At 72.5% G+C, this 21667-nt stretch carries 19 protein-coding genes; 11 read left to right on the forward strand and 8 right to left on the reverse strand.

The window, feature by feature from the left end; all coding sequences use genetic code 11:
• The first annotated feature begins 23 nt into the window (after positions 1 to 23).
• From dhaL to PS467_RS06915, 6 genes are all read left to right on the forward strand, one after another.
• Positions 24 to 659: a dihydroxyacetone kinase subunit DhaL gene (gene dhaL / locus PS467_RS06890; protein ID WP_311034464.1), complete on the forward strand. Its 636-nt coding sequence runs from the start codon at positions 24 to 26 to the stop codon at positions 657 to 659.
• Positions 656 to 1072 (forward strand): dihydroxyacetone kinase phosphoryl donor subunit DhaM, encoded by a 417-nt coding sequence (gene dhaM / locus PS467_RS06895; protein WP_311034465.1) that lies wholly within the window; start codon positions 656 to 658, stop codon positions 1070 to 1072. The genes dhaL and dhaM overlap by 4 nt, the downstream gene beginning before the upstream one ends.
• A 695-nt stretch (positions 1073 to 1767) precedes the next feature.
• On the forward strand, positions 1768 to 2847 hold the full coding sequence (locus tag PS467_RS06900) for a polyprenyl synthetase family protein (protein ID WP_268970623.1): 1080 nt from the start codon (positions 1768 to 1770) through the stop codon (positions 2845 to 2847).
• Positions 2844 to 3767 carry a terpene synthase family protein gene (locus PS467_RS06905; RefSeq protein WP_311034466.1) on the forward strand — a complete coding sequence of 308 codons (924 nt, stop codon included), beginning with the start codon at positions 2844 to 2846 and terminating at the stop codon, positions 3765 to 3767. The genes PS467_RS06900 and PS467_RS06905 overlap by 4 nt, the downstream gene beginning before the upstream one ends.
• Positions 3768 to 3780: 13 nt before the next feature.
• On the forward strand, positions 3781 to 5142 hold the full coding sequence (locus PS467_RS06910; RefSeq protein ID WP_311034467.1) for a cytochrome P450: 1362 nt from the start codon (positions 3781 to 3783) through the stop codon (positions 5140 to 5142).
• Positions 5143 to 5225: 83 nt separating this feature from the next.
• Positions 5226 to 6587: a cytochrome P450 gene (locus PS467_RS06915; RefSeq protein WP_311034468.1), complete on the forward strand. Its 1362-nt coding sequence runs from the start codon at positions 5226 to 5228 to the stop codon at positions 6585 to 6587.
• 53 nt (positions 6588 to 6640) lie between these two features.
• Here the strand turns inward: PS467_RS06915 and PS467_RS06920 are convergent, their stop codons facing one another.
• Positions 6641 to 7855 (reverse strand): cytochrome P450 family protein, encoded by a 1215-nt coding sequence (locus PS467_RS06920; protein ID WP_311034469.1) that lies wholly within the window; start codon positions 7853 to 7855, stop codon positions 6641 to 6643.
• 137 nt (positions 7856 to 7992) lie between these two features.
• Here PS467_RS06920 and PS467_RS06925 point away from each other — a divergent pair, with 137 nt between their 5' ends.
• The gene (locus PS467_RS06925) at positions 7993 to 8673 is read left to right on the forward strand and encodes a TetR/AcrR family transcriptional regulator (protein ID WP_268970628.1); all 681 of its coding nucleotides are present in this window, start codon (positions 7993 to 7995) and stop codon (positions 8671 to 8673) included.
• A 4-nt stretch (positions 8674 to 8677) separates the two neighbouring features.
• Here PS467_RS06925 and PS467_RS06930 read toward each other — a convergent pair whose 3' ends face one another.
• Positions 8678 to 9280: an oxygenase MpaB family protein gene (locus PS467_RS06930; protein ID WP_311034470.1), complete on the reverse strand. Its 603-nt coding sequence runs from the start codon at positions 9278 to 9280 to the stop codon at positions 8678 to 8680.
• A gap of 97 nt (positions 9281 to 9377) precedes the next feature.
• The gene (locus PS467_RS06935) at positions 9378 to 10544 is read right to left on the reverse strand and encodes an acyl-CoA dehydrogenase family protein (RefSeq protein ID WP_311034471.1); all 1167 of its coding nucleotides are present in this window, start codon (positions 10542 to 10544) and stop codon (positions 9378 to 9380) included.
• A gap of 188 nt (positions 10545 to 10732) precedes the next feature.
• On the opposite strand from PS467_RS06935, the gene PS467_RS06940 reads away from it, so the two are divergent.
• The 3 genes from PS467_RS06940 to PS467_RS06950 all read left to right on the forward strand — a co-directional run bounded on the left by PS467_RS06940 (position 10733) and on the right by PS467_RS06950 (position 14529).
• Entirely contained in the window at positions 10733 to 11686 is a 954-nt protein-coding gene (locus PS467_RS06940; protein ID WP_311034472.1) for a LysR family transcriptional regulator, read from the forward strand.
• Positions 11687 to 11954: 268 nt separating this feature from the next.
• Complete coding sequence (locus tag PS467_RS06945; protein WP_311034473.1) at positions 11955 to 12827, forward strand: HTD2 family dehydratase; 873 nt, start codon at positions 11955 to 11957, stop codon at positions 12825 to 12827.
• Between the two features lie 208 nt (positions 12828 to 13035).
• Positions 13036 to 14529 carry an MFS transporter gene (locus PS467_RS06950; RefSeq protein WP_311034474.1) on the forward strand — a complete coding sequence of 498 codons (1494 nt, stop codon included), beginning with the start codon at positions 13036 to 13038 and terminating at the stop codon, positions 14527 to 14529.
• Here PS467_RS06950 and PS467_RS06955 read toward each other — a convergent pair.
• The 3 genes from PS467_RS06955 to PS467_RS06965 form a co-directional block, all read right to left on the reverse strand.
• Entirely contained in the window at positions 14523 to 17054 is a 2532-nt protein-coding gene (locus PS467_RS06955; RefSeq protein WP_311034475.1) for a GAF domain-containing protein, read from the reverse strand. The two genes, PS467_RS06950 and PS467_RS06955, sit on opposite strands and share 7 nt — an antisense overlap.
• 404 nt (positions 17055 to 17458) lie before the next feature.
• Positions 17459 to 18265 carry a 3-hydroxybutyrate dehydrogenase gene (locus PS467_RS06960; protein WP_311034476.1) on the reverse strand — a complete coding sequence of 269 codons (807 nt, stop codon included), beginning with the start codon at positions 18263 to 18265 and terminating at the stop codon, positions 17459 to 17461.
• A 55-nt stretch (positions 18266 to 18320) separates the two neighbouring features.
• The gene (locus PS467_RS06965; protein ID WP_311034477.1) at positions 18321 to 18800 is read right to left on the reverse strand and encodes an NUDIX hydrolase; all 480 of its coding nucleotides are present in this window, start codon (positions 18798 to 18800) and stop codon (positions 18321 to 18323) included.
• Between the two features lie 212 nt (positions 18801 to 19012).
• Between PS467_RS06965 and PS467_RS06970 the strand changes: the two genes are divergently transcribed.
• Positions 19013 to 20035, forward strand: coding sequence for an O-antigen ligase family protein (locus tag PS467_RS06970; RefSeq protein ID WP_311034478.1), 1023 nt, complete (start codon positions 19013 to 19015; stop codon positions 20033 to 20035).
• Positions 20036 to 20186: 151 nt separating this feature from the next.
• On the opposite strand, the gene PS467_RS06975 is transcribed toward PS467_RS06970, so the two are convergent.
• Both PS467_RS06975 and PS467_RS06980 read right to left on the reverse strand, forming a co-directional pair.
• Entirely contained in the window at positions 20187 to 20744 is a 558-nt protein-coding gene (locus PS467_RS06975) for a hypothetical protein (RefSeq protein ID WP_268970638.1), read from the reverse strand.
• A gap of 98 nt (positions 20745 to 20842) precedes the next feature.
• The gene (locus PS467_RS06980; RefSeq protein ID WP_311034479.1) at positions 20843 to 21637 is read right to left on the reverse strand and encodes a glutamate racemase; all 795 of its coding nucleotides are present in this window, start codon (positions 21635 to 21637) and stop codon (positions 20843 to 20845) included.
• Positions 21638 to 21667: the final 30 nt, after the last annotated feature.

Raw genomic sequence — 21667 nt, forward strand, 5'->3', positions numbered from 1 at the left:
TGGCTACGACCGAGGAGGCGCCTGTGTCCAGCAGTGAACCCGCCGTCGACGACGTGCTCGACACCCCTTTCTTCCTCCGCTGGCTCACCGCCGCGGCCGCGTCCGTGAGCCGTGAGGCGGCCCGTCTCACCGACCTGGACGCCGCGATCGGCGACGCCGACCACGGCACCAACATGCAGCGCGGCTTCGCCGCCGTGACCGAGGCGCTGGAGAAGGAGCCGCCGGGCTCGCCCGGGGCCGCGCTGATCCTGGCCGGGCGCCAGCTGATCTCCAAGGTGGGCGGCGCCTCCGGACCGCTGTACGGGACACTGCTGCGGCGCGCCGGCAAGGCGCTCGGCGACGCCGAGCGGATCACCCCGCAGCAGCTGGCGGACGCGCTGCGGGCCGGCGCGGACGCGGTGGCCCAGCTGGGCGGCGCCGCGGCCGGCGACAAGACGATGCTGGACGCGCTGTTCCCCGCCGTCGAGGCGCTGGGCGCGGGCGCCGGGTCGTTCGCGGCCGCGGGCGAGGCCGCCGAGAAGGGGGCGCTGGCCACCGTGCCGATGACGGCCCGCAAGGGCAGGGCCAGCTATCTGGGTGAGCGCAGCGCCGGCCACCAGGACCCGGGCGCCACCTCCTCTGCGCTGATCATCGCGGCGTTGGCGGAGGCGGCCCGATGACCGACGAGGGTGAGAAGGAGCTGGTCGGGATAGTCCTGGTGTCGCACAGCGCGGCGGTGGCGGACTCGGTGGCCGAGCTGGCGAAGGAGCTGTCCGGCGGTGGCGCGGCGCCGGTCCGCGCCGCGGGCGGCACCCCGGACGGCGGATTCGGCACCAGTCCGGAGCTGATAGCCGAGGCGGCCCAGGCGGTCGACCGGGGTGCCGGGGTGGCGGTGCTGGTGGACCTGGGCAGCGCGGTGCTGGCCGTCAAGGCGCTGCTGGCCGAGGGCGACGAACTGCCGGAGGGCACCCGATTGGTGGACGCGCCGCTGGTGGAAGGCGCGGTGGCGGCGGTCGTCACCGCCTCCACCGGGGCCGATGTGGACGCGGTGCTCCAGGCGGCCACGGAGGCCTATGACTACCGCAAGGCCTGAACGGTCCGGGCCACACGCCGGACGTCCAGCGCCCTATTGAACGGGGCCCCGCCGGTGAAGGCGGGGCCCCGTTCAGTTGCCCGTTCCCTCTTGCCCCGTTCAGCTTTCAACGAACTCTCCGCACCCCTATTGCACACCCGCTTATTTCCCTGATACTTCGCACGTACGGGGCGAGTTGCCCGGTTTCGGCCCGCACCGGACGCGGCGGCTGCTTCCCCGCCCGCGCGACCCACAAGTGATAGGCGGGATAGCAGAACGGGCTTCCGAATCCGTCGATCTTGCGTCTAGACTGCACACGTCCATTGGGGGGACCGGCGGCACTCAGGGGGAATACATGGGCGTCATTGAGTGTACCCGCGCACACCTGGCAGCCATCGAACCGATGATGCCCACGCGGATGCCGCGCCGACCAGGGTCCCCTTGCGGCCCGGTCTGTAATCACGTGCGGAAATGACCGCCCGCGTCACCCGGATGGCTCCCTGAGCGCCTGAGCTTCACACCCTTCGCAGCGCGTTCGACATTTCGACCAGGCACCGCAGTCGCGTCATGCGACTGCCTTCATGGTGTCGTGCACAGCGCCATACACCGCATGGGCGGCAGTCCGTCCATTCCACCCGAGCCAAGGGTTTCCGCGTGCCTGTTTTCGTCTCCTTGATCAACGGATTTCGACATCTCGACGTGGAGGAGTCACTCGTATGACCGCACCCACGCTCATCCCCGGCCGCTTGGACGCCGATGCCGTCCGGGAGTCGGTGGACGTCGTACTCGAAGACTTTCTGACGGCCAAGGCCCGTACCACTCCGCAACACCATCTGCCGTATCTCTCCGGACTGCTCAAGGATTTCCTGTCCGGCGGAAAGCGCATACGGCCCCTGTTGTGTATCACCGGCTGGCAGGCCGTCGGCGGCGGCGGGGACGGCGAGGCGGTGATCCGGGTGGCCGCCTGTCTGGAGATGTTCCACGCCTTCGCGCTGATCCACGACGACGTCATGGACGACAGCGACACCCGCCGCGGCCGGCCGACCATCCACCGCACCCTGGCCGCGCTGTGCGCCGCCGGCCGCAGCCCCGACCAGATCGAGCGGTTCGGGGTCAGCGGGGCGGTGCTGCTCGGCGACCTCGCCCTCGCCTGGTCGGACGAGCTCCTGCACTCGGCCGGTCTCACCCCCGCCCAGTTCGACGCCGTGCTCCCGCTGCTGTCGGAAATGCGCACCGAGGTGATGCTGGGCCAGTACCTCGACCTGGCGGCCACCGGCGAGCTGACCGACGATGTCGAGGCCACCCTCACCGTCAACCGGTACAAGACCGCCAAGTACACCATCGAGCGTCCGCTGCACCTCGGAGCCGCCATCGCGGGCGCCGGCCCCGCGGCCATGGAGGCGTTCACCGCCTACGCCCTGCCGCTGGGCGAGGCGTTCCAGCTCCGGGACGATCTGCTGGGCGTGTACGGCGATCCGGAGTCGACCGGCAAGTCCCAGCTGGACGATCTGCGGGCCGGGAAGAACACCACCTTGACCGCGCTGGCCCTGCGCGGCTCCGACCGCGCCCAGGCGGCGCGGCTGCGCAGCCTCATCGGCAATCCGCTGCTGGACGAGAAGGGCGCCGCGACCATCCAGGAGATCTTCGCCGCCACCACCGCCCGGGAGGCCGTCGAGCAGATGATCGACGACCGCCGGACGCAGGCCCTGCGGGCCCTCGACGACGCCCCCTTCACCGCGGACGCGGTCAACGCGCTGACCCGGATCGCCCGCATGGCCACTGTGAGGAACTCATGACGACCGATCTCTTCCCGGCCGGGGCCCAGGACATCAGCCACCGCACCGTCCGCCCCTATCTGGAGGACTGCACCCGCCGCTTCCAGGAGATGTTCGACCGCCATATCGTCACCCGGCCCACCAAGGTGGAATTGACCGACGCCGAACTGCGCGAGGTCATTGACGACTGCAACGCGGCGGTGGCTCCTCTCGGAAAATCGGTTTCCGATGAACGCTGGATCTCCTATGTGGGGGTGGTCCTCTGGTCCCAGAGTCCCCGCCATATCAAGGACATGGAGGCGTTCAAGGCCGTCTGCGTCCTGAACTGCGTGACATTCGTCTGGGACGACATGGATCCCGCGCTGCACGACTTCGATCTCTTCCTGCCCCAACTGCGCAAGGTCTGCGAGAAGTACTACGACCCCGAGGACGCGGAGGTCGCGTACGAGGCGGCCCGCGCCTTCGTCACCAGCGACCATATGTTCCGCGACTCGCCCGTCAAGGCGGCGCTGTGCACCACCTCCCCGGAGCAGTATTTCCGTTTCCGGGTCACCGACATCGGAGTCGACTTCTGGATGAAGATGTCGTACCCGATCTACCGGCACCCGGAGTTCACCGAACACGCCAAGACGAGTCTGATCGCGCGGATGACCACCCGCGGACTCACCATCGTCAATGACTTCTACTCCTATGACCGCGAGGTCTCCCTGAACCAGATCACCAATTGTTTCCGGCTCTGCGATGTGAGCGACGAGGCGGCGTTCGAGGAGTTCTTCCAGGCCCGGCTCGACGACATGATCGAGGACATCGAGTGCATCAAGGCGTTCGACCCGCTGACGCGCGACGTCTGCCTCGATCTGATCTACGGCAACTTCGTGTGGACCATCGGCAACAAGCGCTACAAGGCGGCCGTCAACGACGTCAACTCCCGTATTCAGTAAGGAAAGGGGGACCGTGACTTCCGCGAAGAGCTCCGCACCGCCGGAGCGCCCCTGGACCACCGGCACGGCGCCCGGCTCGGTGCCACTGCTGGGACACACCCTGGCGCTGTGGCGCCGGCCGCTCCAGTTCCTGGCCTCCCTGCCCGCCCACGGCGATCTGGTGGAGGTCAGGCTGGGGCCCAGCCGCGCCTATCTGGTCTGCCATCCCGAGCTGGTCCGCCATGTGCTGCTCAATCCCCGGGTGTTCGACAAGGGCGGCGTCTTCGACAAGGCGCGGCAGCTGCTCGGGAACAGCCTCTCGGTCTCCCGGGGCGAGGACCACCGCTACCAGCGGCGGATGATCCAGCCCGCGTTCCACCCGCCCAGGATCGCCGCCTACACCGCCGCCGTCGCCGATGACACCCGCACCGCGACCGGCTCCTGGCAGCCGGGGCGGACCCTGGACATCAGCGACACCATGCACGCCCTGCTGATGCGGGTCGCCGCGCGGACGCTGTTCTCCACCGGGGTCGACGAGGCGACGATCGACGAGGCGCGCCACTGCCTGCGCATCGTCTCGCACGGCATCTACAAGCGCACCATGGCGCCGTTGGGGATCATGGAGAAGCTCCCCACCCCCGGCAACCGGCGCTATGACCGGGCCAATGCCCGGCTGCGGCAGATCGTGGACCAGATGATCAGCGACCGCCGGCGGTCCGGCGCCGACCACGGCGATCTGCTCTCCACGCTGCTGCGCGCCGAACACCCCGAGACCGGGCAGGGGCTGGCCGACGGCGAGGTCCTCGACCAGGTGGTCACCTTCCTGGTCGCCGGGAGCGAGACCACCGCCTCGACCCTCGCCTTCGTCTTCCATCTCCTGGGCGCCCACCCGGAGGTGGAGAAGCGGGTGCACGCCGAGATCGACGAGGTGCTCCAGGGCCGCTCGCCCGCCGCTGAGGACCTGCCGTCGTTGGAGTACACCCGCGCGGTCATCACCGAGTCGCTGCGGCTGTATCCGCCGTCGTGGATGGCGATGCGGGTCACGGCGGCCGAGACCGAACTCGGTGGCCGGACCGTCCCGGCGGGCACCATGATCCTCTACAGCGCCCAGGCGCTGCACCACAATCCCGAACTGTTCCCCGATCCCGAGCGGTTCGACCCGGAGCGCTGGCTCCCCGACCGCGCGGGGGAGGTGCCGCGCGGGGCGCTGCTCCCGTTCGGCGCGGGCAGTCACAAGTGCATCGGGGACGTCCTGGCACTCACCGAGACCGCCCTCATCGTGGCCACGATCGCGAGCCGGTGGCGGCTTCGCCCGGTGCCCGGGACGGCCTTGCGCCCCGAGCCGAAGGCGACGCTCGAACCCGGCCCGCTGCCCATGGTGTGCGTGCCACGCTGACGGCGCGCCATCGGGGGTCCGCCCCGGACCGGGCGCGCCCCGGACCTTCCGTACCCGACCTCGCGAGTGAAGGACTCTTCCGCATGAGGACCGCGCAGCAACCGGCGACGCGCCACTGGCGGCACGCCCTCGCCCCCGGCGGGCTTCCGCTGGCCGGCCACGCCCTGCTCATGGGCCGCAAACCGCTTCAGTTCCTGGCCTCCCTGCCCGCCCACGGCGATCTGGTCGAACTCCGGCTGGGACCCCGGCCCGCGTATCTGCCCTGTCATCCGGAGCTGGTCCAGCAGGTGCTGGTGAACGCGCGGGTCTACGACACCGGCGGGCCGGTGAAGGAGAAGGCCAAGCCGATCCTGGGCAACGGCCTGATCACCTCCGACTGGGCGGACCACCGCAGGCAGCGCCGACTGGTGCAGCCCGCCTTCCAGGCCGCCCGGATCGCCCGGTACGCGGAGGTGATGGAGCGCGAGTGCGCGGCCGAGTCGACGGCGTGGACGGCGGGCCGGCCCGTCGACGTCAGCCATGAGATGCTCGCGCTCACCGCGCGGGTGACGGCGGGTGCGCTGTTCTCCACCGATATGGCGCCGCATGCCGTGGCCGAGATCCAGCACTGTCTGCCGGTCGTCGTGGAGGGCGCCTACCGGCAGGCGGTCGATCCCACCGGCCTGCTGGCCAGGCTTCCGATCGCGGCGAACCGGCGCTTCGACGACGCGCTCGGCCGGCTCAACCGGCTCATCGACCGCATGATCGACGACTACCGGGCGGCGGACCGCGGCGACCGCGGCGATGTGCTGTCGGCGCTCTTCGCCGCCCAGGACGACGAGACCGGCGGCACCCTGTCCGACCAGGAGATCCACGACCAGGTGATGACCCTGCTGCTGGCCGGGATCGAGACCACCGCCTCGGCGCTGACCTGGACCTGGTTCCTGCTCGGCCGCAATCCGCGGGCCGAGGCCGCGCTGCACGCCGAGGTCGACGAGGTGCTGGGCGGGCGGGCCCCGGTCTACGCCGATGTCCCCCGGCTCGCGTACACCCAGCGGGTGTTCAGCGAGGCGCTGCGGCTCTTCCCGCCCGCGTGGCTCTTCACCCGGACCACCACCGAGGCCACCGAACTCGGCGGGCGGCGGCTGCCCCCGGCGTCGGACGTGCTGATCAGCCCGTATGTGCTGCACCGCGATCCGGCCCTGTTCCCCGACCCGGAGTCCTTCGACCCCGACCGCTGGCTCCCGGAGCGGGCCAAGGACGTGGCACGCGGCGCGTATCTGCCCTTCGGCGGCGGCAGCCGCAAGTGCATCGGCGATGTCTTCGGCATGACGGAGGCGACGCTGGCCCTGGCCGCGATCGCGGGCCGCTGGCGGATGCGCCCGATTCCGGGGACGAAGATCCGGCCGAGGCCGCAGATGAGCCTCACCGCCGGTCCGCTGCGCATGCTTCCGCGGCCGCGCTGAACGCGCTGCCCCACGGACCGCGGTGGCCGTCCGCCGCGGTCCGTCGACACCCCTCAGGCGCCGGCGGCGCGGGCACCGGCGCCGGGAGTGGGGGTGGACCGCACCGGCAGCCGGCGCGGCCCGCGCAGCATCAGGCCGGGCCGCCAGGCGAGGTCGGCCGGATCGGCGTCCAGGGCGAGGCCGGGGCAGCGCTCCAGCAGGGTCCGGACGGCGATGGCCCCTTCGAGCCGGGCCAGCGGGGCGCCCAGGCAGTGGTGGACACCGTGCCCGAAGGCGAGGTGGCCGCGCGGCGAGCGCCGGATGTCGAAGCGGTCCGGGTCGGCGAACCGGCGGGGGTCCCGCGACCCGGAGGCCAGGACCACCGCGACGGACTCCCCGGCCGGAATGGCGGTGCCGGCGATCTCCACCGGCTTCCTGGTGAAGCGGAACGCGGCGCTCTCCACCGGGCCGTCATAGCGCAGCATCTCCTCGATCGCGCCCTCCAGCAGCGACCAGTCGGCGCGCAGCGCGGCCAGTTGCCCGGGGTGGCGGAGCAGCGCGAGGGTGCCGCTGGAGATCAGGCTGGCGGAGGTCTCGTAGCCGGCCACCAGCAGGACGAACGCCATGCCGAGCATCTCCTCGGCGCACAGCGCGTCACCGCCCGCGTCCATGGTGCGGACCAGGGAGCTGAGCAGATCGTCTCCGGGGGCGCGGCGCCTGGACGCGATGAGTTCCGCGAAGTAGCCGGTCAGGTCCTGGACGGCGGCACCGGCGGCCTCCGGCCGGGTCGGGTCGGAGCTGTCCAGGTACCAGCCGTGGAACGCCTTGCGATCCGCCTCCGGCACGCCCAGCAGCTCGCAGATGACGGCCAGCGGCAGCGGCAGCGCGTAGTCCTCGACGAGGTCGGCCCGGCCCGACGGGGTCATCACGTCCAGGAGTCCGTCCGCGATCCGCTGCACGCGGGGGCGCAGGGCCTCGATCCGGCCCGGGGTGAACGCGCGGGCCACCAGCCCCCGCAGCCGGGTGTGGTGCGGCGGGTCGGTCTGCACCATGTTCCGCCCGATGGCGTTGCCGCCGTCGTCCCGCCAGGTGGCCGAGTGACGGATGTCATTGCTCAGCCGGGGGTCGGTCAGCGCGGCGCGGGCCTCCTCGTGGCCGACGACGAGCCAGAACTCACCGGAGGTGTCGGTGCGCACCCGGTGGACCGGGCCCCGTTCCCGCAGCCGCGCGTAGACCGGATACGGATCGGCGATGAAATCCGCGCCGAGCGCGGACAGATCCTGGGGCATGGCGATCCCGTCAGTCGGTTGGTGGCTTCCCCCGAAACCAGAACCGGGGACCAGAACCGGGGACCGTTCCCCGTTCTCTCGATGATCTTAGCACCTAACCGGAGAGATTCCCCCGGTTAGTGTTAGGGTTGCGGGCCATGGGCAGCCGTGTGGAGAAAGAGACACCGTTGCGCCGAGACGCACGGCGCAACCGCGAGATGCTGATAGCAGCCGCCCGGGAGATCTACACGGATCAGGGTGTGGACGCCCCGCTCGACGACATCGCCCGTCGGGCCGGGGTCGGCAGCGCCACCCTCTACCGGCGGTTCGCCGGCCGGGCGGAACTCATCGAGGCGGTATTCGGCGACTCCCTGCGGGACATCCTGCGGGCCGCCGAGGAGGCCCGCTCGGCGCCCGACGCCTGGGCCGGTCTGACGGCCTATCTGGAGCGCATCTTCGGGCTGCTCGCCGCCGACCGGGGCACCAACGACCTGATGACCACCGGCATCCAGGGCGTCCCCTCGCTGGACGCGCTCCGCAAGGAGAACCACAAGACGCTGGACGTCCTGCTGCGCCGTGCCCAGCGGCAGGGCGCGGCCCGGGACGACGCCACCGCGGAGGACCTGCTGTTCCTGCTGGCCGCGCTCGGCCGCGCGGTCCCCGGCTCGACCGCCGCCGCTCCGCTGGCCTGGCGCCGCTATCTGGCCCTGCTGCTCGACGGGCTCCGCCCCGAGGGCGCCCACGCGCTCCCCGCCCCCTCGCTCACCCCGGACCAGCTCGGCGCCGCCATGCTCCAGCTCGGCAAGGCACGGCGGCCGCGCGCGGGGCGCGCGGACTAGCCGGTCAGCGGGGTGGCCGGGCGGCCCGGCGGGCCGCGCGCGCCGTGGGGAGGTAGCGCAGCCGCTCGGGCAGCAGCGGGACGAGGACGCGGACGCGGACCACGGCGCCGAACCGGCGCAGCCGCCGCTCGTCCCGGCGGGTCCAGGTCAGCCCGAGGCGTTCCCGGACGACGGGCGGGAGCAGGCCGGTGGTGACGAACACGTGCAGCCGCGCCAGCGGCCGGCACAGCGCGGGCCACAGGGTGCGCAGCGGCGCGCGGGAGCCGGGGGCGGCGGGAGCCGGGGGGCGCGGATCGAGCAGTTCCCGTGCCACGGCCGTCAGCTCCAGCTCCTCGCGGACCATCGCCTCGAAGTACGGCCAGTACTCCTCGGGCGTCGCGGGCATGTCACGCCGCTTGATGCCGAGGATGTCGCCGAGCCGCAGCAGCTCGTCGTAGAGGCGGCGTTCCTGGCGTTCGTCGAGCGGGCGGGCCAGATAGCGCGCGGCCCGCAGGAAGGCGGGGCAGGCGGTGGCGTGCACCCAGGCGTAGTAGGCGGGGGTCAGCGCGTGGTAGGAGCGGAGGTCGCCGAGCGCCACGTCCTGCTCAGCCTGGGCACGGTGGGGCATCCTGGAGCGGTGACCGGCCAGAGCGCGGCTCAGCCGCGCACCCCACGGACCGCAAACGGCTCCCGGACCGGCGGACCGGGCCGCTGACGGTGTACGTTCACACGTCGAGTCCTCCTCGCTTGACCAGCTGGTTCGCGATCACGTTCCGCTGGATCTCGTTGGTGCCCTCGCCGACGATCATCAGCGGGGCGTCCCGGAAGTAACGCTCCACGTCGAACTCGGTCGAGTAGCCGTATCCTCCGTGGATGCGGACCGCGTTGAGCGCGATCTGCATGGCCGTCTCGGAGGCGAACAGTTTGGCCATGCCCGCTTCCATGTCCACGCGCCGGCCGGCATCGGCCTCACGGGCGGCATAGAGGGTGAGCTGACGGGCTGCCGTGAGGGAGGTGGCCATGTCGGCGAGGTAGTTGCCGATGGACTGGTGCTTCCAGATGGGCTTGCCGAACGACTCACGGTCCTGTGCGTAGGCGAGCGCGTCCTCCAGGGCGGCGCGGCCGACGCCGAGTGCGCGGGCCGCCACCTGGAGACGCCCGGTCTCCAGACCCTTCATCATCTGGGCGAAGCCCTTGCCCTCGACACCGCCGAGCACCGCGTCCTCGGGAGCGTGGTAGTCCTCGAAGGACAGCTCGCAGCTCTCCACGCCCTTGTAGCCGAGCTTGGGCAGGTCCCGGGAGACCGTGAGTCCCGGCCCGTGCTCGACGAGCAGGATGGAGATGCCCTTGTGTGCGGGGGATGCCTCGGGATCGGTCTTGCACAGCAGGGCGATCAGCTGTGAGCGGCGGGAGTTGGTGATCCAGGTCTTGGTCCCGTTGACCACGTAGCCGTCGTCGTCCTTACGGGCGATGGTGCGCATGGCCTGGAGGTCGGAGCCGCCGCCCGGCTCGGTGAGGGCCATGGTGGCCCGTATCTCACCGGTGGCCATCCTCGGCAGGTACCGCTGTTTCTGCTCTTCCGTGCCGAAGTGCAGCAGCAGCTTGGCGACGACGGTGTGCCCGCCCATGGCACCGGCCAGGCTCATCCAGCCCCGTGCCAGCTCCTCGGTGATCAGGACGTAGCAGGGGGTGGACACCGGAGCGCCGCCGTACTCCTCCGGGACGGCGAGGCCGAAGATGCCGAGGGCCTTCATCCGCTCGATGAGCGCCTCGGGATAGGTGTTGGTGTGGTCGAGTTCCCGCGCGACGGACTTGATGTCCTTGTCGACGAAGTCGTGCACCGTCCGGACGATGAACTGCTCGTCCTCGGACAGGATGTCGAGGGTGCTCATGGGAAGAGGTCTCCTTGCCGCGGTCTGGGGAGTGGCTTCGAGGGGGTCAGACGGCCATGCGTTGACCTCCGGAGGTATGGGTGGCCCGGACTCGAGTAACATCATCGGCACTCATGAGCGGCTATGTGAAATAGCGATCCATGATGGATCCATACGGGCCGCGGATGGCCGGGAAGGAGGCACCCCTGATGGACGTCAAACAGCTGAAGGCGCTCGTCACGGTCGCCGAGGTGGGCAGCGTGACCCGCGCCGCGGAGCTGCTGCACCTGGTGCAGCCCGCCGTCACCCGGCAGATCCGCACACTGGAGGAGGAACTCGGCGTCTCCCTCTTCCAGCGCACACGACAGGGCATGCGGCCCACCGAGGCGGGCGAGATCCTGGTGGACCGGGCGCGCCGGGCCCTGAACGAGCTGGAGCGGGCGCGCGCCGAGGTACAGCCCCGCCCCGGAGAGGTGACCGGCATCGTCACCCTCGGCCTGCTGGAGAGCACCAGCGACCTGCTGGCCGAGCCGCTGGTGTCGGCCGTCGGCGTCGCCCACCCGGGTGTGGAGCTGCGTCTGCTGACCGCTTATTCCGGCCATCTCCAGCAGTGGCTGGACGACGGCGACCTGGACCTGTCCCTGCTGTACAACCTGGACAGCTCTCCGTCCCTCAACGCCCGCCCCCTGGTCCGTGAGCGCCTGTGGGCGGTGGCCCCCACCGCGGCCGGGCTGCGCGCGGATCGCCCGGTGCCGTTCGCGGAGGTCGCGGCGCGCCCCCTCGTGATGCCGGCCTCCGGCCACGCCCTGCGCACACTGATCGATGGCGCGGCGGCCCGTTCGGGGGTCGCCATGGACATCACCGTGCAGACCAACTCCCTGCGCGTGCAGAAACAGCTCGTCCTGGCCGGACACGGCTGGACCATCCTGCCCGGCGTCGGCATCGCCGACGACGTCGCGAACGGCGCGCTCAGCGCCGCTCCCCTGTCCGAGCCCGACGTATGGCGGTCGATCGTCCTGGGGACCCCGCGGTACGGACGCGTCCCACCGGCCGTCGAGATCGTCGCGCGGGAACTGACCCGCCTGATCGACTCGGCCGCGTCACACGGGCGGTGGCCCTCCGCCCGGTTGCACACGCCGGACGGACCGGGCGCGGACGCGTGACGCCGATGCCGCCGCGCGCCGATGATCGAACCGACGCTTCCGCCCGTACCGATGACGGGATCCCGGTGGCGTACCAGGCCCACGACGCGGCTCGCCACCGGCGCGGCGGAGCGCGCCGCACCGTCCGGCCCGGAACCGTCGCGCGCCTCCCATCTGGACGCCGCCCAGACGCCCGCCGCCGCCCACAACCGTCGAAGACCGCATCGATCGCATCGAAAACCGCATCGAAGACCGCACCCCTCACCTGAAGCGCGAGGTCACACCTACCATGCAGCCCGGTACCGCCCCCCTCAGCTCCTACGTCGAAACGTGGCACCCCGAGCCGGTCACCGCGCACGACCCGATGGACCCGGGCCCCACCGCCGCCGTGTCGGCCCTCCTGGACCTGCCCGGACCCGCCGCGAAGGCCGGTGACCCGCTCCCTCCGCTGTGGCAGTGGTTCCACTTCCTGCACTGGCCCGCCCAGCACGACCTCGGCCCCGACGGCCATCTGCGCGCCGCCCGCTTCCTGCCGCCGCTGCCCGACCGGCAGCGCATGTTCGCCGGAGGGCGCTGCGAGATCGTCGAGCCGCTGCGACTGGGCGAACCGGCCGAGCGGACCAGCAGCCTCGCCGCGGTGACCCCGAAGCGGGGCCGCAGCGGCGAGCTGCTGTTCGTCACCGAGCGCCAGGAGTTCCGCCAGTCGGGCCGGGTGTGCATGGCGGAGGAACAGGACATCGTCTACCGATCCGGCCGCAGCGGCGGCGGACGGCACCCGGCCACCATCGACGACGGTTCCACGCCCGATCCCGAGAGCCCCTGGCACCTGCGCCTCCAGCCCGGCCCGACGCTGCTGTTCCGGCTCAGCGCCCTCACCGCCAACGCCCACCGCATCCACTACGACGCCCCGTACTGCCGCGACACGGAGGGCTACCCCGGCCTGGTCGTCCACGGCCCGCTGCTCGCCCTGCTCATGCTCGACGTGGTGCGCCGCAACGCCCCCGAACGCCGGGTGCGCTCGCTGTCCTTCCGGCTGCGGCGGCCGGTATTCGCCGGCGAGCACATCCTCGCCGAGGGCACACCTTCCGACACCACCGTCCACCTGCGCACCGCGACCCACCGCGACGCCCAGCACGCCACCGCCGAGGTGACCTTCGCATAACCAGGGGCATCCGAACCGCACACCGCGGCCCAACGCACCGGTTCCGTCCCCTCGGGTCCCCGAACCGCCCATCCGCGAGCGGGCATGATGGCCACACGCATAACCGGCCGCGGAACTATGTCGCCCCACCACATGTGCGCCTGATCCGAGCCTTCCTACCGTGTGCCCGACACGTACCGTCCCCACCGCACACGAGGAAGTGGCGCACATGGCCTCGGCATCAACCGCTCCCCCACCTCCCGGCAACCTCCGGCGCATCGTCGCCGCGAGCCTCATCGGCACCACCATCGAGTGGTACGACTTCTTCCTCTACGGGTCGGCGGCCGCACTCGTCTTCAACCAGCTCTTCTTCCCCGACTCCGATCCGCTCGTCGGCACCCTGCTGTCGTTCCTGACCTACGCGGTCGGCTTCGCCGCCCGGCCGATCGGCGCCCTGGTCTTCGGCCACTACGGCGACCGGCTCGGCCGTAAGAAGCTGCTGATCCTGAGCCTGCTGATGATGGGCGGCGCCACCTGCGCCATCGGGCTGCTGCCCACCCACGCCACGGTCGGCTCGGCGGCGCCCGTCCTGCTCACCGCGCTGCGCCTGATCCAGGGCTTCGCGCTCGGCGGCGAATGGGGCGGGGCGGTGCTGCTGGTGTCGGAGCACGGGGACGCGCGGCGGCGCGGGTTCTGGGCGTCCTGGCCGCAGACCGGCGCCCCCGCCGGACAGTTGCTGGCCACCGGGGTGCTCTCCGCGCTGACCGCGCTGCTCTCCGACGGCGCCTTCGCGTCATGGGGGTGGCGGGTGCCGTTCCTGCTCTCGGGCGTGCTGGTACTGGTCGGCTTGTGGATTCGGCTCTCTGTCGATGAATCGCCCGTGTTCAAGGCGGCGCTGGCCCAGGCCGAGGCCCGTAAGGCCGCCACGGGCCGGGACGGTGCCGCCGCCGAGAAGCTGCCGCTGGTGGCGGTCCTGCGCCACCACTGGCGGGATGTGCTGGTCGCCATGGGCGCGCGGATGGCGGAGAACATCAGCTACTACGTCATCACCGCCTTCGTCCTCGTCTACGCGACCTCCGACCACGTGGGCCTGGACAAGCAGACCGCGCTGAACGCCGTACTGATCGCCTCGACCGTGCACTTCGCGGTCATTCCCGCATGGGGCGCGCTGTCGGACCGGATCGGACGCCGCCCGGTGTATCTGCTGGGCGCGGCGGGTGTGGGCGCGTGGGCCTTCCCCTTCTTCCTCCTCATCGACACCCAGGACTTCCCGGCCCTGGTGCTCGCCGTGACGGTCGGGCTGGTCTTCCACGGGGCGATGTACGCGCCCCAGGCGGCCTTCTTCTCCGAGATGTTCGCGACCCGGATGCGGTATTCGGGGGCGTCGATCGGGGCGCAGTTCTCATCGGTCGCGGCCGGCGCGCCCGCCCCGCTGATCGCCACCGCGCTCCTGGCCGACTACGACAGCGCCACGCCGATCGCCCTCTATGTGATCGCGGCGGCCCTGCTCACCCTGGTGGCCGTGGGCGCCGCCAAGGAGACCCGGGACCGCGATCTGGCCGCCGTCGAACCGGCCACGGCGCCCTCCCCGCGGCCGGCGGGGAGGACGGAGAGCGAGACGGGAACGGGACCGGGAACGGGACCGGGAACGAGGACAGGGACGGGGACGGAGACAGAGACAGAGACGACGGAGCGCCCGGCCCGTTCGTCCTCGGCTCAGTAGCCCAGGGCCGAGGCCAGGCGGTGCAGCCGCAGGGCGAGCTGGATCTCCAGGGAGCGGGCGGGCGACTGCCAGTCGGGGCCGAGCAGCCGCCCGACCCGCTCCAGCCGCTGCGCCACCGTGTTGACGTGCACGTGGAGCGCGTCCTTCGTCCGGGCCGGGCTCATCCCGCCGGCGAAGTACGCGTCGAGCGTGCGGATCAACTCGGTGCCGCGCCGCTCGTCGTAGTCGAGGACCGGACCCAGGGTGCGGGTCACGAAGTCCTGGACGCCGGTGCCGTCCGGGGCGCCGTCGCGGGTACCGGCCAGCAGCAGGCCGAGGAAGCCGAAGTCCTCGGCGGCGGCGCCCTGTCCGGCCCGGCCCAGCGCCCGCAGGGCGGCCAGACAGCGCCGCGCCTCGGCGTAGCCGGCCGCCACCTCCCCCGGCCGCCCGGCGGGCGCGGCCACCGGTGCGGAGGCGCCGACGGTGACCGGGGCGTGCACGGCGGTGCCCAGCTGCCGGGCGGTGCGGCGGGCGAGGGCGTCGGCGGTGTCGCCCTCGGCCAGCGGCAGCAGCAGCACGGTGCCGCCGTCACGGGTGGCGGCCAGACCGTGCCGGGTGGCCGCCAGATGGGAAGCGGCGGACCACAACCTCCGGCGCCCGGCGGCATCCTCAGCATGCGCACCGCCGGCCCCGCTTCCGGCCGCACCGCCGGACCCGCTTCTCGATGCGCCGCCAGGCGCGCCACCAGGCGTCCCGCCAGACCCGCCTACAGGCGCGCCACAAGGTCCGCTTCTCGGTGCGTCGTTGGATCCGCTCCGGGGCATGCCCCCAGACCCGCCTCCGGGCGCGCCACCAGACCCACCTCCGGGTCTGCCTGCGGACCCGCTTCTGTGCGTGCCACCAGGCCCGTTTCTCGGTGCGTCGTTGGATCCGCTCCGGGGCATGCCCCCAGACCCGCCTCCGGGCGCGCCACCAGGTCCGCTTCTCGGTGCGTCGCCGAATCCACTCCGGGGCGCGCCCCCAGACCCGGCGGGTGCGCCCCCGGACCCGCCTCCGGGCGCACCACCAGACCCACCCCCGGGCGCGCTTCCGGGCGCGCCACCAGGCCCACTTCTCGATGCGCCACCGAATCCACTCCGGGGCATGCCCCCGGACCGACCTCCGGCTGTGCCACCAGGCCCACCTCCGGGTGCGCCGCCGGGTCCGCATCGGAATGCGCCATCGAACCCGCCCGTGGGTGTCCCACCGGGCCCGCCCGCAGATGACCCACCGGGCCCGGCGGCGGGTGTGCCGGTGTCCGGGGCTTCGATGCTCGCGGCGAGCACCACGTGGGGCGCGTCCAGGTCCGCCCGGAGCCGTGCCGCGCGTTCGCGCAACAGCCGGGGTTCGCGGTCGGGGGCGTCGAGGAGGTCGTCCAGGAGCTCACCGCGCACCCGCTGTTCGGCCTCGCCCGCCGAGCGGCGGGCGAGTTGCAGCAGCGAGGTGACCATCGCTGCCCGCTCCAGGGTGCGCTGGTCCACGGGGTCCAGCCGGGGGTGGCCGCGCAAGATGAGCGCGCCGAGCAGTTCGCCGCCCGCCGAAACGGCGGCGACCCAGTCCTGCTCGCCGTCGCGCACCGCGCGGCCGTCGGCCCGGGACCGGTCGACGGCCGCCGCGGGCGCCTCGTCGGCCTCGACGAACTCCACGGAACCGCTGAGCACTTCGGCCACGGCGTCGGCCACGTCATGCACCCCGCCACCGCGCAGCACCAGCTCGGTGAGCCGGTCGTGGACGTCGGAGGCGCGCTCGATGACCCCGCTGCGGTCCCGGATGATCTCGTTGGCGGCCTCCAGCTCGGTGAGCGCCGTACGGGTCTCGGCGAGCAGATGGGCGGTGTCGATCGCCACGGCGGCGTGGGCGGCGAACGAGCCGAGCAGCGCTATCTGTTCGCGCTCGAACACCCGGGCCCGCCGGTCGGCCGCGAACAGCACGCCGATGACGCCGCTGCCGAGCAGCAGCGGCACCCCGAGGATGGCCACGAGTCCCTCGTCCCTGACACCCGCGTCGATGGTGCCGGTGTGCTGGAACCGCGGATCGTGGAAGTAGCTTTCGGTCACATAGGGACGGGCGGTCTGGGCGACCAGGCCGCCGAGCCCCTCCCCCATGCCGAGCCGCAACTGCTGGAAGCGGGCCGAGACCGAACCGTCGGTGACCCTCATATAGGTGTCACCGGCCGTCGGGTCGTTGAGCGTCAGATAGGCGACCTCGGTGCCCAGCAGGGAGCGGGCGCGCTGCACGATCGCCTGGAGCACCGCGTCCAGATCGCGCAGCCCCGCCAGGTCGTGGGCGGTTTCGAAGAGCGCGGACAGCTCGGCCTCACGACGCCGCCGTCCCTCCAGCTCACCGCGCACCCGCAGGGCGAGCAGCTTGGCGCGCTCCAGGGCCGCCAGCCGGTCGGCCGGGGCCTTGTCCGCGCGGGCGCGCAGCACCGGGCGCTCGTACGCCTCGGCGGGCGCGCCGCGTACGAGCAGTTCCAGGTAGGGGGTCTCCGGCTGGTCGTCGGGCATGGGCACAGACATACTCCCGACGGGCGCGGCGGCACCAGGCGCGGGGCGGCCCGGTGACGTCACCTCGACGGGGCGGCCGGGCAGGACGCGGTCCGGTGGCTGAGCCAATGGGCCACCATCGGACGGTGGCTGAGCCAATCGGCCCTCATGGCTGCGTGGCTGAGGCTGAGGCTGAGCCAACCGGCTTTCGTGGCCGGGTGGCTGAGCCAATCGACCTTCCCCACCACCTGGCTGAGCCAATCGGCCCTCTCCACCCCGTGGCTCAGCCAATCGCCCCTCTCCACCGCGTGGCTGAGCCAATCGGCCTTCCCCACCACCTGGCTGAGCCAATCGGCCTTCCCCACCCCATGTCTGAGCCAATCGGCCTTCATCAACTGGTGGCCGGTCCTGTGGCTGTGGGCCGCTCAGTGGGCGGTCCATCCGCCGTCCATGCTGAGCGAGGCGCCGGTGACGAAGGACGCGTGCGGACCGCAGAGGTACGCGACGGCCTCGGCGACCTCCTCGGGTTCGACCAGCCGCTTGACCGCCGCGTCGGCCAGCAGCACCTCGGAGACGACCCGTTCCGGCGAGATCCCGTGGGCCTCGGCCTGGTCGGCGATCTGCCGCTCGACGAGCGGGGTGCGCACATAGCCGGGATTGACGCAGTTGGAGGTCACCCCGTGCGCCGCGCCCTCCAGGGCGGCGACCTTGGAGAGCCCCTCCAGACCGTGTTTGGCGGCCACATAGGCCGACTTGTACGGCGAGGCGCGCAGCCCGTGCACCGACGAAACGTTCACGATCCGGCCCCAGCCACGCGCGTACATATGGGGCAGCGCGCCACGCACCAGCCGGAACGGGGCCTCCAGCATCACGGTGAGCACGCGGGAGAAGACCTCGGGCGGGAAGTCCTCGATGGGCCGGACGAGTTGCAGCCCGGCGTTGTTGACCAGGATGTCGGTGCCGGCGGCGGCCCGTTCGGCGGCGTCGAGGTCGGTGAGGTCGAGGGGGTGGGCCTCGACCGGACCGGGCAGCCCGGAGGCCGCGGCGACCAGGTCGGCGAGGCCCGCGGCGTCCAGATCGACGGCCCGCACCCGCGCCCCGGCGGTGGCCAGCCGCAGCGCGCAGGCCCGGCCGATGCCCCCCGCGGCGCCCGTGACGAGTGCGGTACGGCCGGACAGATCGAGGCCGTCGGACGGCCGGGGGGCCGGCCCTGGTGTGGTGGACGCGCTCATGAGGGGCACATTAGGCAGCCGTCGCGCCCGGACCGATGTGCCGACGCCACATACTTCACTCCGCGGCGATGGGGTCGAACAACGCCGGGCCGTCGTCGAGCGCCTGCTTGATCCGGGACAGGGAGAAGTCCTCCATCTCCGGCAGCGCGTCGAGCGGGAACCAGCCCACGTCCAGCGACTCGTCGTCGTTCACCCGCGCCTCGCCGCCGACCGCGCGGCAGCGGAAGCAGATGTCCACGAACTGGCACACGTCGTCGTTGGGGTAGGTCACCGGCGCCAGCGTCCGTACGAGCACGATGCGCTCGGGGACACAGCGCACCGCGGTCTCCTCCTCCACCTCGCGGACCACCGCGGTGCCCGGCTGCTCACCGGGCTCGGGGATGCCGCAGATGATCGTCCAGCGACCGTTGTCGGCCCGGCGGCCCAGCAGCACCCGGCCCTGGTCGTCGAAGACCACGGCACTCACGCCCGGCAGATAGAGCAGTTGGTGGCCGATGGAGGCCCTGAGGTCGCGGATGAAGTCGGGGGTCGCCATGGGCAGAGGGTATCGGGCGGAAAAGGGAACGCGCCCGGTGGCCGTACCTCGCGTCCCACGCCCGGTGATTCACGTGATGACGGCCGACTCATCGTTTCTGCGCACCATATACACATTCCTCACGACAAGCGCTACTGTTCCGGATGTCATGGCTCGTATCCCGGCCGTAAGGCCGCCGGATGCGATGCCCGTCACGACGGGGGGTCGGCGGGATGACGTCATCAGTGGTGGAACCGGTCGTCCAGGGCCACGGCAGACCGGCCGAGGGGCGCGCCGGGGCATCCGATGTCGCGGGGGTCCTGATCCTGGGCGGCTGCGCCGTCTGGGCCCTGATCGCCGCCATGGGGCGGCCGGCCCGCCCCGAGGGGGTGCTGCTGGCCGTGCTGGCGGTGGCCGCCGGTTACGCATGCGGCCGGATGGCCGGATCGCTGCTGCCGGTCACCTCGACGGCCGCCGCCGGACTCGCGGGACTCGCCCTGGCCTGCACCTCGCCGCACGGGATCACCGGCCATGAGGGGCCGGGCGCGGCCCAGCTCACTCTGGCCACCGGCGCGGTCTGCTGCGCGGCCTGGGCCGCACCGCATGTCCTCCGCCCGGCCCTGTGGCTGCTGGCCGCGGCGGTCACGCTGACGGCCGTGGTGGGCGGCTCGACGGCGGGCGCGGCGGCGAGCGGCGCCGTCCTGCTGTGCTCGCTCGCCGCCGCCCGGCCGCGGCGGCTGCCGGCGCTCGCCGCGTGCGCGCTGATCGCGGCGGTCGCGGTGGGCGGCACCTGGGCGGTGGCCAAGGGCGCGGTCCCGGGCGGGCTGCCGTCCGCCCTGCGGGCCCAGCTCACCGAGCACCGGGTCCGGCTGTGGCAGGACGCGGCCCGTATCGGCGAGACGGACTGGGTGCGCGGTGTGGGCCCGGACCGGTTCGGCGAGCTGAGCTCGGCGGCGGCCCGGCCGGACGGCCTGGAGGCCAAGCCCCATTCGGCGCCGCTCCAGCAGGCGGTCGGCCAGGGGCTGCCGGGGGTGGCCCTGCTGGGCGCGGCCTTCGGCTGGCTGCTGCACGCCCTGTGGCGCTCCCCGCGTCCCACTCCGGTGGTCCTTACGGCGGCCGCGACCCTGACGGCCCTGGCCGTCGAGTCCTGTCTGGGCAACGCCCTCAGCTTCTCCGAGATCACCGCGGGAGCGGGCCTCCTGGCCGGACTGGCGACCGCCAGCCGCCTGGACGACGGCCCGGGAACGCTTCCCTGACACCGGGTACGGCCGGCGGGGGCGCCTGGCTCGAGGTGAGCGTTCCCCGGACAGAAAACGCGTCCCCCTCTTACGGGGGACGCGGACTCCTCTTACGGGGGACCCGGACTCCTACGGGGGACTGGACCGGCTTTCGGGGAACGCGGACCGGCTAGACCTGGGATGCGCGGGCCGCGATCAGCCGCAGCCGGTCGCGGATGACCCGGACGGCCGCCTCCGCGTCGTCCACCGTGACCGTGAAGACGCGGCCGTCCCCGAGGCGGACCACCAGGCCCTCGCCCCGGCGCACCACCACCGCCGTGCCCTTCTCGGGGCGCCAGCGGTAGCCCCAGCCGCCCCACTGGCAGGGGGTGACCTTGTGGGCCACATCGGCGTGGACCACATCGCTGAGCGGGATGCGGCGGCGCGGGAGCCCGATATGGCCGCAGCGGACCTCCAGCACCTCGTCGTCGACCCGCACCGCCACATGGACGAAGGCGAGGGTGCCGAAGAGCATCAGCAGTCCGGCGGTGACACAGCCGATGACGGACATCAGCAGCGGGGCGAGGCCCGAGCCCCACGGCGAGTCGACGGCGAGGTCGACACCGAGCGCCAGGCACGCGGCGCCCGCCACGGCCAGCACCCACTGCACGCGATTGTGGGCGCGGCCGGTCCAGACCTCGGGCGGCTGCCCGTGGGCGGTCGGCTTGCCGTGGTCGTGGTGCCTCATGGTTGGCAGCGTACTCACCTTCCGGCACCACGGCAGCGGGGCGGATGAAACCGCTGGTGGGGCGCGTTTCGGTCAGCTCATCGCACGACGCGTTCCGGTCAACCGCGCGCCGGGGCGACGGGCGCCAGCAGCGCTCCCTCGGCGTAGGCCAGGGCGGCCTCCGGCAGGGTGGCCTCGCGTCCGCTGAGGAGGACGGTCAGACCGCCCGGGGGTACCTCGCCGGCCGGGGGGAAGGGGTCGGCGCCGATCCGGCGCAGGGCCTGGGCGGCGACGGCCCCGGCCGAGCCGTGGAGGGCGATCGGGGGCGCGTCGGGCTGTTGCACGGCGGCGCGGATGCGGTCGGCGACCAGTTCGTAATGGGTGCAGCCCAGGACGACGGTCGTTACCTCGCGTGGGGTGCGGGCCGCCGCGGCGGCCACCGCGGCGTCGATGCCCTCGGAGTCGGCGTGCTGCACCGCGTCCGCGAGCCCCGGGCACGGGACCTCGGTGACCTCGACGCCGTCCGCGAAGTCGCGGATCAGTCCGCGCTGGTACGGGCTGCCGGTGGTGGCCGGGGTGGCCCAGATCGCGATCGGCCCGCCACCGGCCGCCGCGGGCTTGATCGCGGGCACGGTGCCGATGACCGGCAGTCCGGGCTCCAGCTCAGCCCGCAGCGCGGGCAGGGCGTGGACGGAGGCGGTGTTGCAGGCGATGATCAGCGCGTCGGGGCCCTGGGCGGCGGCGGCCCGCGCGCAGCCCAGGGCGCGTTCGGTGACGTCCTCGGGGGTGCGCGGTCCCCACGGCATGGTGGCGGGGTCGGAGGAGAGGACGAGATCGGCGTCCGGCCGCAGTCTGCGCATCGCGGCGGCGGCGGGCAAAAGCCCGATTCCGGAATCCATAAGCGCGATCTTCACCCGGTCACTTTAAGGGATCGGTCCCGTGCG

It is taken from the genome of Streptomyces luomodiensis, from assembly GCF_031679605.1.
Lineage (GTDB): Bacteria > Actinomycetota > Actinomycetes > Streptomycetales > Streptomycetaceae > Streptomyces > Streptomyces luomodiensis.